Here is a 15,350-nt window from a genome sequence, read left to right on the forward strand (position 1 = left end):
TTTTTTGCGATGCCTGCAAGGAAGACAAAAACCGATGAAGGCGAGAACCGGCAGCAACTCCTGCAGATGATGACCACGGAGCATTTGGTGCTGGGGACCGCCAGGGCGGCGACGATTCAGGAGGCGAATCAGCGCGCAAATTTGTTCCTGACTTCGGTATCCAGCGCCACGATCGCCCTTGCCTTCGTCGCCCAGGTGACAAGGATGGGGCTTCCCTTTCATGCTGTTTAGCCTGATCCTGTTGCCATGCCTCTACTTCATCGGGCTGGTGACATTCGTCAGGGCTGTGCAGGTGGCCATCGAAGACATGATCCACGCCCGTGGCATGGCGCGCATCAGGCACTACTACACCGAGCTTACTCCCTCGATGGCGCGCTACCTGGTTCACTCCACTCATGACAACCAAACGGCTCTGCTGGCCGATGTCGGCCTCAAGCCAAGGCCCTGGCAAGCGTTCGCCGGAACCGCAGGGATGGTGAATGTCGTCAACGGTGCCATCGCCGGTGTCTTTGCCGGGGTGATGCTCAAGGTTGTCATTGGCTCGACAGTCAGTCTCGCCGTGACTGTCGGCATTCTAGCCTTTGCGGTGAGCAATTGGTGCCTCTGGCAACATCACACGCGCAGTTGGGCAAGCGCGGAACACAAGCTGAAGGTGCTGTTTCCGAACGTGCCGGACAGCGACGGCGACGCGCGGATCGGATAACCCGTTCCAGAGGGACGGCAGAAGCACCAACTCGCTAGGCGGAAACCTCAAGCACGATCTTGCCACGCACATGCTCATTTTCCAGCCGTTCTTCCGCTTTGGCGACCTCTCCAAGAGGGTAGGTGGCTTGCACGAAGGGGGTGACCTTGCCGGCCTCGATGAGGCGGCCGATCTCGGCAAGATGCGCCGCATTCGGTTCGGCCAGATAGGAGACGCCACGCGCCCGGCGCAAATTTGCCTTTTCCTGCGACGGTTCGGAAAGAGTGGAAACGAGTGTTCCGCCTGGCTTGAGCACATCCCAGGAGCGGTCCTGCGTGTCGCCCGCGACAAGGTCGAACACCAGGTCGACCGCATCGACGACCTCTTCGAAACGCTGGTTCTTGTAGTCGACCGTCTGATCGGCGCCGAGCTCACGGACGAAAACCACGTCCTCGGCGGAAACGGTTGTCGCGACGAACGCGCCCGCGGCCTTGGCGAACTGGATCGCCAGATGACCGACGCCGCCGGCGCCGCCATGGATGAGAACCCGTTGCCCGGATTTGAGGCCGCCATGGTCGAACAGGCCCTGCCATGCAGTGATGCCGGCAAGCGGCACCGCCGCGGCTTCGACATGGCTTAGACGATCCGGTTTCGCAGCCGCCTCCGTCGCCTTGACCACGACATATTCGGCATTGCCGCCGCGGTCATGACCAAGCATCGCAAATAACGGGTCGCCCTTCTTCAACGTATGCGCCCGCGTGCCGCATATTTCCACCGTGCCGGACACGTCGCGCCCGAGCGTGACCGGCAGGGTTTCGCTCGTCGAACCTTCGCGGATCTTGTAGTCGATCGGATTGACGCTCGCGGCGCGAACCCTGAGCACAACCTCGTCGTCAAGCGGTTGAGGCAAGGGGACTTGATCGATCGAAAGAACCTCAGGTCCGCCAAAAGCATGGATGCGGGCTGCTTTCATGTCGGCATATCTCCTGTTGCTTGGCTGTCGGCGACGGTGGTCTGCTGGGCTGTCGTCAGCGGCTGTGCAGCCCAGGTTGCGGAGGCAGGCACACCGGTTTCCCAGCGGGCCACCGCCGCTGCAAGGTCGCCATTCTTGCTAGGCCGTAGACAGCGTCGGCGGGTTTTGATTCACATGGCGGCAAGGCTACAACCAGACTTGCTGGCTTTCTAACTGGGTAGCAGGCCGTTGGTTCCAACCACCGCAATCGGCTGAACGTGGTGCCGGAAATTCTCTCCTCGGCCAGAGCATTCAACCAGTCTGATCCATCCGGCCCTTATGCACACAGCTGTTTTGAGTTGCGACGCCGAGGAGAGAGGCGGGGGCCGAAGCTGCTGGCGCGCTGACCTTGGAGATCGGATTGAATCATTGATGGTGGGTCGCAGGGCCGCCGATCAATGCGGTTCGCACGACGAACATAAAGCAGCACGTCTTAATCGACGCGGCGGCGCGATGCGGACTTCAAGACGCTTCGCAGATCGGCAACGGCTGTGGCGGCGGTGCCGGATGATCCTTCCTGTATTGGGCGATGATCGGCTCAAGGGTCTTTCTCGGCCAGAATTTCGGTGTGCCGATTTCCTTCAGGCAGGACGCGTTCCAGTAGGCGCCTGGCTGTGAACGGTTGGCTGCGACCGCGGCGATGTCGCGCGATTCCGGGTAGATGTAGAGCGTCGTCGGATTGTCCTTGACCATCGGGATGATCCGCTTGGCATCCGCCGGCGACCAGCTGGTGCAGCCATTGCTGCGACCGCCGGCATAGTCCACCAGCTTGCCGAACGGCACGAAGCCGTCATGGTCGGCGTGCGAGCTGTTCGGGTTTTTGCGCAGGCACATGCCATGCAGCACCTGGGCGGCGTGACCGCCGATCGCCCGCTGCCTGGCGTTCGCGGCTTCGCCTTCGCCGTCGAACTGGATGAAGGTGCGCTGGAAAACCGCGTCCTGCTTCGCGCCGGTGCGGTAATAGCCCTTGAACGAGGTTTTGGCCTCGCTGGTCATATAGGCGCCGCCGGCCGTCAACGATGAATCCATCGCATTGCCGAAGTTCTTCGCGCACCGTTTGCCGTTTGAAAAATCGACGACGCCTTTCAAATTCCGCCCGCTGCCGTGGCCTGACGAAATCGCGCGAAATGATTGGCTGGCTTCGCAGATGACGTAGTAGCGGCGGCCAAGCACGCCATTGCCCAGATCGCTGGGGCGTGTCGCATCCATGGCGAAGTAGCAGGGGTTCTTGACAGCGCCTTGCGCGACCTTCTTCCGGTAAAGCGCGCGGGCTCGTTCGAGGACAATTTGCGAGATCTGGCCGTCGCTGTCGCCGACATAAGCCTGCAGCCAGGCTGGAACGGCAGATGGTGCGGCAAAGGATCGGGCCGATACCGCCACGGCGATGACGACGAGAAGGCTGGCGACGACACCCAGAGGAACAGATCTCAACCGCACCGGATCATTCTCCTTGTCGAAGCGAATGGCGATTTCTTGCGGCATTGCCGCGAGAATCGATCATAGATGGCCTCGCATTATCAGGCGAAACACATCTTGTTTAGCGTACCCGCATGAAGGGCCGTAAAGCAGGTCGATGCATGCAAACGGCCTACGCCGACATGCTGGCTCCAGGCTTGTGGCGGAGGTCTTCGCATCCTTGCAGGGCAACGAACTCGGGTTGGCGGGTCCCTTCGGAGCCCTCGGCGCGTTGGCTGACGGAGCATCAAACGAAAAACCCGCCTGTGCGGCGGGTCATTGGCGCAAATCAGCACCATGGACAAATATGTACCATAGCTGAGGGCAGGAAGTCAAGAAAAAATTCCTATCGTGCGCGAGTCCGGAGCCTGATCCCTGGAGGTCCGCGATTTTCGATCCGCAGGGATTGAGCTATCATCTGATTCTGGCGCGGCCCACGCCACCTCCCTCCGCCGGGAAAGCATCGTTCATGCAGGGCGCTATCCAATCACCGAACCGACTGTTCGAGCACTTGGCATAAGGAGGGGTTGCAAAAACGGCTCGCACCAGGAAGTTTTGCGATGAAGTTGTCCGCGCCCATCTACCATCTCAAGCGTCAAGCCAGGCTTTTGTCTCGCGAGGGCAAGATTGCGCTGCACGAAGCGCTCGACCGTGTTGCAGCACAGGAAGGGTTCACCAGCTGGAGCCTGCTTGCAGCCAAGGCAGCCGAGGCGGCGCCCGCCGGCATGCTGTTTGCGCAACTTGCGCCCGGCGATATGGTTCTGGTCGGTGCCCGACCCGGACACGGCAAGACGCTGATGAGCCTCGAACTCGCGGTCGAAGCCATGAAATCAGGCCATCGCGGTGTGTTCTTTACGCTCGAATATACGCAAAGGGATGTGCTGGACCGGTTTCGCGCCATCGGGGCGGACCCGGTGCAGTTCAACGACCAGTTCACATTCGATAATTCCGACGCCATCAGTGCCGCCTATATCGTCAAGGCATTGGGTTCGGCGCCGCGCGGCACGCTGGTGGTGATCGATTATCTGCAACTGCTCGATCAGAAGCGGGAAAACCCGGAGCTGATGGCGCAGGTTCGCACGCTGAAGGCCTTTGCCCGCGACAAAGGATTGATCCTCGTCTTCATCTCGCAGATCGATCGGTCATACGATCCGGCGAAGAAGCCATGTCCCGATATCGGCGATGTGCGGTTGCCGAACGCTCTGGACCTGTCGCTGTTTAACAAGACCTGCTTCCTCAACAAGGGCGAAATCCGGTTCCACGCGGCAGGCTGACGATCCGGTCAGCCAGCCTTCATTGGGCCGCTGCCGGCAGCTTCAGAGGGTGCGCAACCGATGCCGAACCGTGCTGCGCGCGCAATGCTTCGGCCGCCTGGCGAACCACTTCGGATATAAGCAGCAGCTGTTTGGCGATCGGGCTTGTCTTGCGCCAGATCATGCCGATCGTCCGCGACGGTTGGGGGTTGGCGAAATGGGCGATAGAGACCGCCGCCGAGCGCGTCTCCACCGGCACGGCCATTTCGGGGATCAAGGTGACGCCGACGCCGGCGCCGACCATCTGCACCAGGGTCGACAGCGAGCTGCCGTCCAGCAACTCCCTTGGGCGCACCGAATGCATGTTGCAGAACGACAGCGCCTGGTCGCGAAAACAATGGCCTTCCTCGAGCAGGAGCAGCCGCATCTCGCGCAGCATTTCGCGGTTGGGCACCGGCTTTCCCTCATCCTCGCCGGGCCGGACCAGCACGAAGTTCTCGGCAAACAGCACGATTTCCGTCAGAGACGCTTCCGATACCGGCAAGGCGACGATGGCCGCGTCGAGCCGGCCGTCGGCCAGTTCCTGGATCAGCTTCTGCGTCTGCGTTTCGCGCACGTGGATATCGAGCCCGTCATGCATGCGGGCGAGGTTGCCGATGATGGCAGGCAAAAGGTAGGGTGCGATCGTCGGGATCACCCCGATGCGCAACCGTCCCACCAGCCGGTCGCGCGAGGCGCGGGCCAGATCTGTCAGCTCATCCACCGAGCGCAGGATGTCGCGAACGCGCAAGGCGAATTCCTCGCCGAAATTGGTCAGCCGGACCTGACGTGGGCCTCTTTGGAAAAGCTCCGTGCCAAGCGTTTCCTCCAACTCCCGGATCTGCACCGAGATGGCGGGCTGCGAGATCGCGCAGGCATCGGCGGCACGGCCGAAATGATTGTGCCGCGCCAGCGCCTCGAAATAACGCAACTGCTTCAGCGTCAGGTTTGTCATAATGTCATCTTATCGCTGTAATCAGGAAATCCAACTTAAATTAATCAAGCGGCTTTGCTATAGGAGTCGCAACGAAGATGAGGAGCAGCCGGGACCGCCTGGTGAGGCGCATGCCCGCGGCAAGGGGACATCCAACATATTCGGTCGCGTATCGGGCATATGGTCATCGCGCCAGCCATGAAACGGACCGCCTCCAGGGACATCCAACGTCCCTGTTCACGCAGCAGTTGAACAGCTCAACACAGCCACGATCGGAGAAGAACATGGACGCACAGACCGATGATCCCAGCGCCGGCAAATGCCCCGTTGCACACGGATCCTCCAGCAGGAGCAACCGTGACTGGTGGCCCAACCAACTCGATCTTGGCGTTCTCCATCAGCAATCGAACCTTTCGGATCCGATGGGCGAAGAGTTCGACTATGCCGAGGAATTCAAGTCGCTCGATCTCGATGCGGTGATCAAGGACCTGCACCAGGTGATGACGGATTCGCAGGAGTGGTGGCCGGCCGACTTCGGCCATTATGGGCCGCTGTTCATCCGCATGGCCTGGCACAGTGCCGGCACCTACCGCATCGGCGATGGCCGTGGCGGCGCCGGGGCCGGCCAGCAGCGTTTTGCTCCGCTCAACAGCTGGCCGGACAATGCCAATCTCGACAAGGCGCGCCGGCTGCTGTGGCCGGTCAAGCAGAAATATGGCCGCAAGATCTCCTGGGCCGACCTGCTGATCCTCACCGGCAACGTCGCGCTGGAATCGATGGGCTTCAAGACCTTCGGTTTTGCTGGCGGCCGCGCCGACGTCTGGGAACCCGAACAGGACGTCGATTGGGGTTCGGAAACCAAGTGGCTCGACGACAAGCGCTACTCCGGCGACCGCGAACTCCAGGGCCATCTCGGCGCCGTCCAGATGGGACTGATCTACGTCAATCCGGAAGGGCCGAACGGCAAGCCGGATCCGCTGGCCTCGGCACGCGACATCCGCGAGACCTTCGCGCGCATGGCCATGAACGACGAGGAGACCGTGGCGCTGATCGCCGGCGGTCACACCTTCGGCAAGACGCACGGCGCCGGCGATGCCTCGCTGGTGGGCGCGGAGCCTGAAGGCTCGAGCATCGAGGCGCAGGGCCTTGGCTGGTCGAGCAAGCACGCCTCCGGCATTGCAGGCGACGCCATCACCTCGGGCCTCGAGGTGACCTGGACCACGACGCCGACCAAGTGGAGCAACAACTTCTTCGACAATCTGTTCAACTTCGAATGGGAACTGACCACGAGCCCGGCCGGCGCGCATCAGTGGACGCCGAAGGGCGGCGCCGGTGCCGGGACCGTGCCGGATGCCCACGATCCGTCCAAGCGCCGCGCGCCTGCCATGCTGACGACCGATCTCGCACTGCGGGCCGATCCGGCCTACGAGAAGATCTCGCGGCGCTTCCATGAGCATCCGGACCATTTCGCCGACGCGTTTGCCCGCGCCTGGTACAAGCTGACCCATCGCGACATGGGTCCGATCGTTCGTTATCTCGGCCCGCTCGTGCCGAAGGAAGAGCTGATCTGGCAGGATCCGATCCCGGCGGTCGACCATGAACTGGTCGGCCAGCAGGACATTGCGTCGCTGAAGGTGAAGATCCTCGCATCGGGCCTTTCGGTCTCCGAATTGGTCTCGACTGCCTGGGCCTCGGCCTCGACGTTCCGCAATTCCGACAAGCGCGGTGGTGCCAACGGGGCACGTATCCGACTGGCACCGCAGAAGGATTGGGACGTCAACCAGCCGGCGGAACTGTCGAAGGTGCTAGCGAAGCTGGAAGCCATCCAGGCGGAGTTCAACGCGGCACAGACCGGCGGGAAAAAGATCTCGCTGGCCGATCTCATCGTGCTCGGCGGTGTCGCCGCGGTCGAGAAGGCGGCGAAGGACGGCGGTCACGAAACCAAGGTGCCGTTCACGCCGGGCCGCATGGATGCTTCACAGGAACAGACCGATGTCCATTCCTTTGCCGCGCTCGAGCCGAAAGTCGATGGCTTCCGCAACTATGTCAGGGGCAAGCAGCCGATGTCGGTCGAGGCCATGCTGGTCGACCGCGCGCAATTGCTGTCGCTGACCGCGCCCGAGATGACGGTTCTGGTCGGCGGTCTGCGCGTGCTCGGCGCCAACACGGCCAGGTCGAAGCACGGCGTGCTCACCGACCGGCCGGGTACGTTGACCAACGACTTCTTCGTCAATCTGCTCAGCATGGACACGGTCTGGGACCCGGCCGCCGGCTCCGACGAAGTCTACGAGGCGCGTGACCGCAAGACCAAGGCGGTCAAGTGGACCGGCACCCGTGCCGACCTGATCTTCGGCTCGCACGCCCAGCTCCGCGCGCTTGCCGAGGTCTACGGGTCGGCGGACGCCAAGGCGAAATTCACCAGGGATTTCGTCGCGGCATGGACCAAGGTGATGAACGCCGACCGCTTCGACATCGCCTGAGATTGCTAAAGGCGCTCCGGTGCTGCGGCGCCGGATCGCCAGTCCTCCCAAGGACCCAACGCCAGGGCCGTGTTTCCAGTGATGGGAGCGCGGCCCTTGCCGTAAGAGACTGCGCTTTGGTGGACCGTGCCTTCCCGGGCAGGGATGCTATCTTGCCGGTGTCGTGTCTCCGCCGGTGCACCATGATCGAAATCGTCAAACCCGCACTTGAACATCTGCCGTCCTACAGGGCGGCGCTCGAACGCGGCTAGTCCCCTGACAATGTGCGGCTGATGGAGGCGACGCGCGAGCAGCTCGCGGCCATAGAAAAGGATCCCGTGGCCTTTCTTGCCGACCTCGACGATCCCCAGGGCAAGGGTGGCGCGATCAGCTTGCCCGACGGCAAGAAGGTGCCGCGCCTGCCGGGCTTCCGCCGCTGGATCTGGGATGGCGAGGCGTCGGGCTCGATCGGTTTTCGCTGGCAGAAGGGCACGGCGGAATTGCCGAAGCATGTGCTCGGTCATATCGGCTATGCGGTGGTGCCGTGGAAGCGACGGCGTGGCTACGCCACCGAGGCGCTGCGGCTGATGCTGGAGGAGGCGAGGGCGGTCGGCCTGGCTCACGTCGAGGTCACCGCCAAGCCGGGCAATCCGGCCTCGCACAAGGTGATCCTGGCCAATGGCGGCAAGCTCGTCGAACGCTTTTTCGAGGACGCCGCCTATGGCGGGGCGGAGAGCTTGCGGTTCCGGATCGAGCTGTAGGGCGATCTCGTCGGATTGAGTTCACCCCCTCATTTCGAACTCGCCGCCGCCCCTCATCTGCCTGCCGGCATCTTCTCCCCGTAAACGGGGAGAAGGGGCTGGTCGCGACTTCGGTGCCATCTCTGCAACGTTGGCGATTGGCGAAACCATTGATGACAGCGTCCTTCGCCCCGTTTACGGGGAGAAGATGGCGGCAGCCAGATGAGGGGCGGCGCCGACTTTGACGCGTAAGTTTGTCCTTCGAACCTCTCAACCATGCTCATCGGCGCACAGCGCATGATCCGATAGCGCGCGGATGACGTAGCAGTCGCCGACCGTCTGGCCATTGCAGCACGTGTCGATGCGCTCGAGCTCGGCCTCGAGCCGCTTCAATTGGGCAATCTTTTCCCGCACCGAGATCAGTTGCTCCTCGGCGATCTTGTCGGCGTGGCCGCAGGGCTGCTCGGGGTGGCCGCTCAAGTCGATCAGGGAGCGGATGTCCTCGACGGCGAAGCCGAGGTCGCGGGCGTGGCGGATGAAGGCCAACCGCTCCAGCTCCTGCCTGGAATAGCGGCGCTGGTTGCCTTCCGAGCGCTCGGGTGCGGCAACAAGGCCCATCTGCTCGTAGTAGCGGATGGTCGGCACCTTGACCCCGGTGCGGCGCGAGAGATCACCGATGGAAAACATGAATTTGCCTCTTGAAGCTCTAGTCACTAGAGCAATTACAATGCCTGACATCAGCATTCAAGACCATACGGCGACGCCGCGCGGGCAAGACAGGCAGGTGATGTGATGACGGCTCCCCTCAAGCAGGAACCAATCGGGCAGACACGGTTCAAGATCGGCGGCATGGACTGCGCCTCCTGTGCGGCCAAGATCGATACGGCTGTGCGTCGCCTCGACGGCGTCGCCGATGTCTCGGTTTCGGTGACCGGCGCCAGCATGACGGTCAGCCACGGCGGCGCGCTGCCGGAAGACAAGGTGCTGCAACAGGTGGCAAGGCTCGGCTATGGCATCGTCAAGGCCGAGGCGCAGGTATCGCCGATCTCAGACAGGGCGCACGCCGATCACGTCCCCAATGACCATGAAGGCCACGATCATGGCCATGCCGAGCCTGGGCAGGCGTGGTGGCGCACCCGCCGGGCAGCTCTGACGCTGGCTTGCGCTGCAGCGCTTCTTGCCGCCTACGGTATCGGCCATCTTCTTCCTGCGGCCGAGCGCTGGGTCTTCCTTGCCGCCCTGCTGGTCGGCCTGGTGCCGATCGCGCGGCGCGCGCTGATGGCGGCATTGGCCGGCACGCCGTTCTCGATCGAGATGCTGATGACCATCGCGGCGATAGGCGCCGTGATGATCGGCGCCACGGAAGAAGCGGCCGCCGTGGTGGTGCTGTTCCTGATCGGCGAACTTCTGGAAGGTGTCGCCGCCGGCCGCGCACGGGCGAGCATCCAGGGGCTTGCCGATCTGGTGCCGAAGACGGCACTGGTCGAGCGGGCGGGCGGCACATCTGAGATTCCCGCCGAAGATCTCGTGGTCGGCGACGTCATCTTGGTGCGGCCGGGCGACCGCATCCCGGCCGATGGCGAGATCATCGAGGGCGCGAGCGAAATCGACGAGGCGCCGGTGACCGGCGAGAGCACGCCCAAGCGCAAGGGCGTCGCGGACGCCGTCTTTGCCGGCACCATCAGCACAGACGGCGTGCTCAGGGTTCGCGTGACGGCTGCCGCGTCTGACAACACCATCGCCCGAATCGTGCGGCTTGTGGAGGAGGCGCAGGAAGCCAAGGCACCGACCGAACGCTTCATCGACCGCTTCTCGCGCACCTACACCCCGGCGGTGCTGGCGGTCGGCGCTCTGGTTGCGCTGTTGCCGCCGCTGCTCATTGGCGGCGACTGGAACGAATGGATCTACAAGGGCCTGGCGATCCTGCTGATCGGTTGCCCCTGCGCGCTCGTCATCTCGACGCCGGCGGCGATAGCCGCAGGTCTTGCGACCGGCGCGCGGCGTGGCCTGTTGATGAAAGGTGGTGCGGTGCTGGAAGGGTTTCGCCGGGTCACGGCGGTGGCCTTCGACAAGACCGGCACGCTGACCGCGGGCAAGCCCGTGGTGACCGACATCATGGCCTATGGCCGCGATGAACGCACCGTGCTGGCGCTGGCGGCGGCGCTCGAGCAGGGTTCCAGCCATCCGCTAGCCATGGCGATCCTCGACAGGGCCAAGGCTGATGGTGCGCCGGTGCCGCCGGCCCTGGCGGCGAAGGCGATCTCGGGCAAAGGTGTCGAGGGCAGCGTCGGTGGCGTCGCCGTCTTCCTCGGCTCCGGTCCAGCGGCGGGCGAACGCGCCGACATAACCCAAGTGCAGCGCCTCGCCGTCGACAGCCTCAACGGGCAGGGCAAGACCGTCTCAGTGCTGGTCGCCGACGGCGTGGTGGCAGGACTGATCGCCATGCGCGACGAGCCGCGGCCGGATGCGGCGGCCGGCATTGCGGCGCTGAAGGCCGAGGGCATCCGCACGATCATGCTGACCGGCGACAATCGCCGCACGGCGCAAGCCATCGCCGCTTCGCTCGGGATCGAGGCGCGGGCGGAACTGTTGCCTCAGGACAAGCAGCGCATCATCGGCGAATTGCAGCGCGAAGGGCTGAAGGTCGCCAAGGTCGGCGATGGCATCAACGACGCACCGGCGATCGCCGCCGCCGACATCGGAATCGCCATGGGCGGCGGCACCGATGTGGCGCTGGAGACGGCGGACGCGGCGATCCTGCATGGCCGCGTCATGGATGTCGTGCGCATGGTAAGACTGTCGCGGGCGGTGATGGCCAATATCGGCCAGAACATCACCGTGGCGCTCGGCTTGAAGGCAGTGTTCCTGGTTACCACGATTGCCGGCATCACCGGCCTGTGGCCGGCGATCCTGGCCGACACCGGCGCCACCGTGCTGGTCACCGCCAACGCCATGCGTCTCCTACGCTGGCGCGGGTGAAGTGGTCTATTCCGCCGGAGCCGTCAGCGGCGGCGTGGCGTTGCTGCGCCCTTCCCAGACATAGGATGCCAGCGCCACCGCGACGGCGACCAGCATGGCGATGGCGCCCAGCAGCGGCAGGCTGCGGTAGCCATAGCCGCTGTTCAACATCGCGGCGCCCAACGACGCGGCCAGCGCGATGCCGACATTGAAGCCGGACGGAATGAGCGACGAGGCGAGGTTCGAGGCGTCCGCCGTCCAGGCCAGGATGCGGGTCTGGATCGGTGTGCCGATGGCGAAGTTGAGGCCGCCCCAGACGACGATCGCCACAACCATCGGCAGGGGATAGGGGCTGACGGCGTAGATGACGGCCAGCGTCACCGCCTGCAAGGCCAGCATGGTGATCAATGACGGCATCAGCTTCCAGTCGGACAGCTTGCCGCCGAGGAAGACGCCGAGCGTGGCGCCGACGCCGTTGAGCAGCAGCACCCACGGCACCAGGTTCTCGTCGAGCCCGGTGACCTCCAGCAGTGTCGGGGTGATGTAGGTGAACAGGCCGAACTGGCCGATCATCAGCATCAGCATCAGGATCAGCGAAGTCCAGACCTGCTGGCGGGCCAGCACACGGACCTCGCGGGCGAAACCGGCGGGCCTGGCCGATGAGCCGGTGGTGCGCGGCAACAGGGCTGCCATGGCAAGCGTTGCCGCCACGCCGAGCGCGCACATCACCCAGAAGGTGGCGCGCCAGCCCCAGATGTTGCCGATCGCGGTGCCGGCCGGCACGCCGATGACGTTGGAGACGGTGAGGCCGGACAGGATGACGGCGACAGCCATGCCGCGCTGGTCTTCGCGCACGAGACCGACGGCGACGACCATGGCGACGCCGAAATAGGCGCCATGCGCGACCGCCACGGCAATGCGCAACAGTAGCATCGAGGTGAAGTCGGGCGCCAGCGCGCAAGCCGCCTGGCCGATGGTGAAGGCGATGGCGAGGCCGAGCAGCAGGCTCTTGCGCGACAGCGACTTGGTGGCGAGCGCCAGCAGTGGACCGCCGATGGCGATGCCGCAGGCATAGCCGGAGACGAGATAGCCGGCCGAGGGAACCGAGACGCCGAGCCCCTCCGCCACTTGCGGCAGCACGCCGGCAATGACGAATTCAGTGGTGCCGAAAGCAAAGGCGGCAATGAACAGGGCGATGAGCGGAAGCGACATGGGGAAGCCTTAGCTGGAACGGCCTCAAACCACGGATGAGCGTCGCGGGCAATCCAGAAATTTTTGTCGCGAGTTTAGGTTTTCTTCAGTGGGGGCGCGAGGCGATGAAGCGCCAATCTCCCTCACGAGGGGGGAGATCGGCTGCTTCTCAGCTCGCCTTCAACCTGGATCCAGTCAGCAGACCGCGCTCTTCGAGCACCGGATAGGCCATCGAGGCCAGCAGCGAATTGATCTGCTTCAGGTCGCGGATGGTGTCGAGATGGATCGAGCTGGTCTCGACGCTCTTGGCAGTGCCGTCGCGCAGGCGCACGAAATGGCTGGCGCTGGTTTCTTTTTCGCGGTCGCGAAGCCGGTCTTTTTCCAGCACCAACTGGCGGGCGGTCTCGGGATCGCGCGACACCAGAACGTTGAAGGCAAGCCGCGCATTGGCCAGCACCGAGCTATGGAAGGCGCACAGCTCGGCCCAGCCCTCGTCGGTGAATTCCAGTCCGCGCTCGAACTTCTTTTTCACATGCACCAGCATGTTGCGCACGATGATGTCGCCGACCTGCTCCAGCTTGACGCAGGCGCCGATCAGCTCCTGGCAGCGCAGCGCCTCGTCCTCGGTCAGCGCGTTCCTGGTCAACTTGGCGAGGTAGAGCTTGATCGCGGCGTGCTTGCGGTCGACGCGGTCGTCGAGTGCGGCCAGCGCTTTAATCTTGTCGGCGTCGGCGCTTTCATAGAGTTCGATGATGCGCTTGAGCATGATCTCGATCGTCTCGCAGACCCGCACCACCTCGCGGGTGGCATTGGCCAGCGCCTGGCTCGGCACGTCGAGCGCGCTTTCGTTGAGCGCGGACAGCTCGACGATGTCAAGCGAGGCGGCCGGCACGGGCTTGGTGCCAAGTGCGACGATCTTCTCCGAAGCGCGGTAGACGAACCCTGCCAGCGGCAGGCCGGCGAGCAGGACCAGCACGTTGAACAGGATGTGCGCATTGACGATCTGGTCCGCCGCCGTCGAACCGAGAAAGGCGAAGTGCGGCCTGAAGATCATGACCAGGATCAGCATGACAAGCGAGCCAAGCCCGCGCATCAGGAGATTGCCGATCGGTACGACGCGCACTTCGGGGCTTGACGAGCGGGTCAGCATCGGCGCGATGATCGAGGAGCCGAGGTTGACGCCGAGGATAAGAACGACGCCGAGTTCAGGCGTGATCAGGCCGCGGCCTGCCAGCGTCGCCATCAACAGCACCGCCGCGATGCTCGACTGGAACAGCCAGGTGATCAGCGCCGCCAGCAGATAGGCGGTGATGGAATCGGTCGAGAAGTAGTTGATGATGACCGGCATGAGCTGGCTGTTGCGCAGCGGCTCAGACGCCTGTCCGATCATCTCCAGCGACAGGATCAAAAGGCCGATGCCGACCAGAATGCGGCCGGTCTGGCGCCAGTCGCGCCGCTCGGTGGCCATGAACATGACCGTGCCGGTGATCAGGCACAGCGGCACCAGCAAGGTGAGGTCGAAGGTCAGCAGCTTGACCACCAGTGCAGAGCCGATCTCGGCGCCGCGCACTGCCAATTGGCCCGCGGCGCCCGAGACGATGCCGGAGCCGGCGAAGGAGCCGACCAGCAGCGTGACGGCGGTGGAGCTTTGCAGGGCGATCGCAAGGCCGGTGCCGGCCAGCACCGCCATGATCGGATTGCGCATGGTGGCGCGCAGGCGATGGCGCAGCACGTCGCCATAGGCGCGTTCGACGCCGGTCTTCACCATGCGGGTGGCAAACAGCATCAGCGCCACGGCGCCGGCCAGATGCAGAAGGACGACGGACCCGCTCATTTCGTCCCCCGCATGCAAACAGGATGCGCGTCCTGTTTGGCGTGGCGATCAGAAGGGAAAACGAGGGTACGAATCATGTTCATGGCGGTGGCTTATAATAGCTCGAATATTTTAGCCGGATAATAAAATCTTGTCGATTTCAAGGGCCGTTGCCGCGCGACGGGCGGTGTCGGAAAATGGACGGACGCGCAAATGGTTGCATTGCTGGGCGGGCGCGAAGCAACGGATAGGCCAAGTTGGCAGCGCGACCGGCTCCTGCCTTTGCGATTATGTTCAGCACTATTCGGTAAATAGAGGAAATCATTACACAATTGTGATGCAGGCGTTCAGTTTCGGTTCATCGGTGGCCCGCTATTCCTCTGGCATCGACAACCAAGGAGACTTCTCTTGAAACGCATTGTCCTTTCCGCACTCGCTTTCTCGATGCTGGCCGCTACGTCCCTCACCGGCCAAGCCGCACCGCTGAACGCACCGAACGCTCCGCAGTCGAACTACAGCCAGGTCGACTGGCAAAAGCCCACCAACAGGGATGTCAAGAAGCGCTTCATCCAGAAGCGCGTCCTCCATAAGAAGGTCATCGCAAAGCGCAACAACTGGCGCAACGGCCACAAATATTCAGGCTGGAGACAGCACCAGCCGATCCGCGACTACGGCCGCTATGGCCTGCATCGTCCCGGCCGCGGCCAGGAATGGATCCGCGTCGGCAACGACTATGTGTTGGTCGGTGTGCTCTCCGGCGTCATTTTCGGCGCGCTTGCCGCGCACTGATCGCTCCCCAGGCGGATATTGGAAA

The 15,350-nt window shown here is 63.5% G+C and carries 13 protein-coding genes; 7 read left to right on the forward strand and 6 right to left on the reverse strand.

The features are described 5' to 3' along the window. The first annotated feature begins 9 nt into the window (after window positions 1-9). Both AC0L2U_RS18820 and AC0L2U_RS18825 read left to right on the forward strand, forming a co-directional pair. On the forward strand, window positions 10-231 hold the full coding sequence (locus tag AC0L2U_RS18820) for a hypothetical protein (RefSeq protein ID WP_473602457.1): 222 nt from the start codon (window positions 10-12) through the stop codon (window positions 229-231). Continuing rightward, window positions 221-703, forward strand: a complete 483-nt coding sequence (locus tag AC0L2U_RS18825) for a hypothetical protein (protein WP_473602458.1) — start codon at window positions 221-223, stop codon at window positions 701-703. Before AC0L2U_RS18820 ends, AC0L2U_RS18825 begins: the two co-directional genes overlap by 11 nt. A 34-nt stretch (window positions 704-737) precedes the next feature. On the opposite strand, the gene AC0L2U_RS18830 is transcribed toward AC0L2U_RS18825, so the two are convergent. Both AC0L2U_RS18830 and AC0L2U_RS18835 read right to left on the reverse strand, forming a co-directional pair. Further along, window positions 738-1,655 carry an NADP-dependent oxidoreductase gene (locus AC0L2U_RS18830; RefSeq protein ID WP_473602459.1) on the reverse strand — a complete coding sequence of 306 codons (918 nt, stop codon included), beginning with the start codon at window positions 1,653-1,655 and terminating at the stop codon, window positions 738-740. A 501-nt stretch (window positions 1,656-2,156) separates the two neighbouring features. After that, window positions 2,157-3,131 carry a hypothetical protein gene (locus AC0L2U_RS18835; protein WP_473602537.1) on the reverse strand — a complete coding sequence of 325 codons (975 nt, stop codon included), beginning with the start codon at window positions 3,129-3,131 and terminating at the stop codon, window positions 2,157-2,159. A gap of 578 nt (window positions 3,132-3,709) precedes the next feature. On the opposite strand from AC0L2U_RS18835, the gene AC0L2U_RS18840 reads away from it, so the two are divergent. After that, entirely contained in the window at window positions 3,710-4,423 is a 714-nt protein-coding gene (locus tag AC0L2U_RS18840; RefSeq protein WP_473602460.1) for a DNA helicase, read from the forward strand. Between the two features lie 19 nt (window positions 4,424-4,442). Here the strand turns inward: AC0L2U_RS18840 and AC0L2U_RS18845 are convergent, their stop codons facing one another. Next, window positions 4,443-5,396 carry a hydrogen peroxide-inducible genes activator gene (locus tag AC0L2U_RS18845; protein WP_473602461.1) on the reverse strand — a complete coding sequence of 318 codons (954 nt, stop codon included), beginning with the start codon at window positions 5,394-5,396 and terminating at the stop codon, window positions 4,443-4,445. Between the two features lie 263 nt (window positions 5,397-5,659). Between AC0L2U_RS18845 and katG the strand changes: the two genes are divergently transcribed. Together katG and AC0L2U_RS18855 are read left to right on the forward strand one after the other, a co-directional pair. Further along, window positions 5,660-7,855: a catalase/peroxidase HPI gene (katG, locus tag AC0L2U_RS18850; RefSeq protein ID WP_473602462.1), complete on the forward strand. Its 2,196-nt coding sequence runs from the start codon at window positions 5,660-5,662 to the stop codon at window positions 7,853-7,855. 272 nt (window positions 7,856-8,127) lie between these two features. Beyond that, window positions 8,128-8,595 carry a GNAT family N-acetyltransferase gene (locus tag AC0L2U_RS18855; RefSeq protein WP_473602463.1) on the forward strand — a complete coding sequence of 156 codons (468 nt, stop codon included), beginning with the start codon at window positions 8,128-8,130 and terminating at the stop codon, window positions 8,593-8,595. Between the two features lie 249 nt (window positions 8,596-8,844). Here the strand turns inward: AC0L2U_RS18855 and AC0L2U_RS18860 are convergent, their stop codons facing one another. Beyond that, the gene (locus tag AC0L2U_RS18860; protein WP_473602464.1) at window positions 8,845-9,261 is read right to left on the reverse strand and encodes a MerR family transcriptional regulator; all 417 of its coding nucleotides are present in this window, start codon (window positions 9,259-9,261) and stop codon (window positions 8,845-8,847) included. A 105-nt stretch (window positions 9,262-9,366) separates the two neighbouring features. Here AC0L2U_RS18860 and AC0L2U_RS18865 point away from each other — a divergent pair, with 105 nt between their 5' ends. Beyond that, window positions 9,367-11,553, forward strand: a complete 2,187-nt coding sequence (locus AC0L2U_RS18865) for a heavy metal translocating P-type ATPase (RefSeq protein ID WP_473602465.1) — start codon at window positions 9,367-9,369, stop codon at window positions 11,551-11,553. A gap of 6 nt (window positions 11,554-11,559) precedes the next feature. Here the strand turns inward: AC0L2U_RS18865 and AC0L2U_RS18870 are convergent, their stop codons facing one another. Beyond that, entirely contained in the window at window positions 11,560-12,744 is a 1,185-nt protein-coding gene (locus AC0L2U_RS18870) for an MFS transporter (RefSeq protein WP_127326287.1), read from the reverse strand. Window positions 12,745-12,892: 148 nt separating this feature from the next. Continuing rightward, entirely contained in the window at window positions 12,893-14,557 is a 1,665-nt protein-coding gene (locus tag AC0L2U_RS18875; protein WP_127809616.1) for a Na/Pi cotransporter family protein, read from the reverse strand. A gap of 387 nt (window positions 14,558-14,944) precedes the next feature. Between AC0L2U_RS18875 and AC0L2U_RS18880 the strand changes: the two genes are divergently transcribed. Then, a complete protein-coding gene (locus AC0L2U_RS18880) occupies window positions 14,945-15,325 on the forward strand; it encodes an RcnB family protein (RefSeq protein WP_292700397.1) in 381 nt (126 codons plus the stop codon). Window positions 15,326-15,350: the final 25 nt, after the last annotated feature.

The sequence above is a fragment of the Mesorhizobium sp. WSM4808 genome, assembly GCF_055811675.1.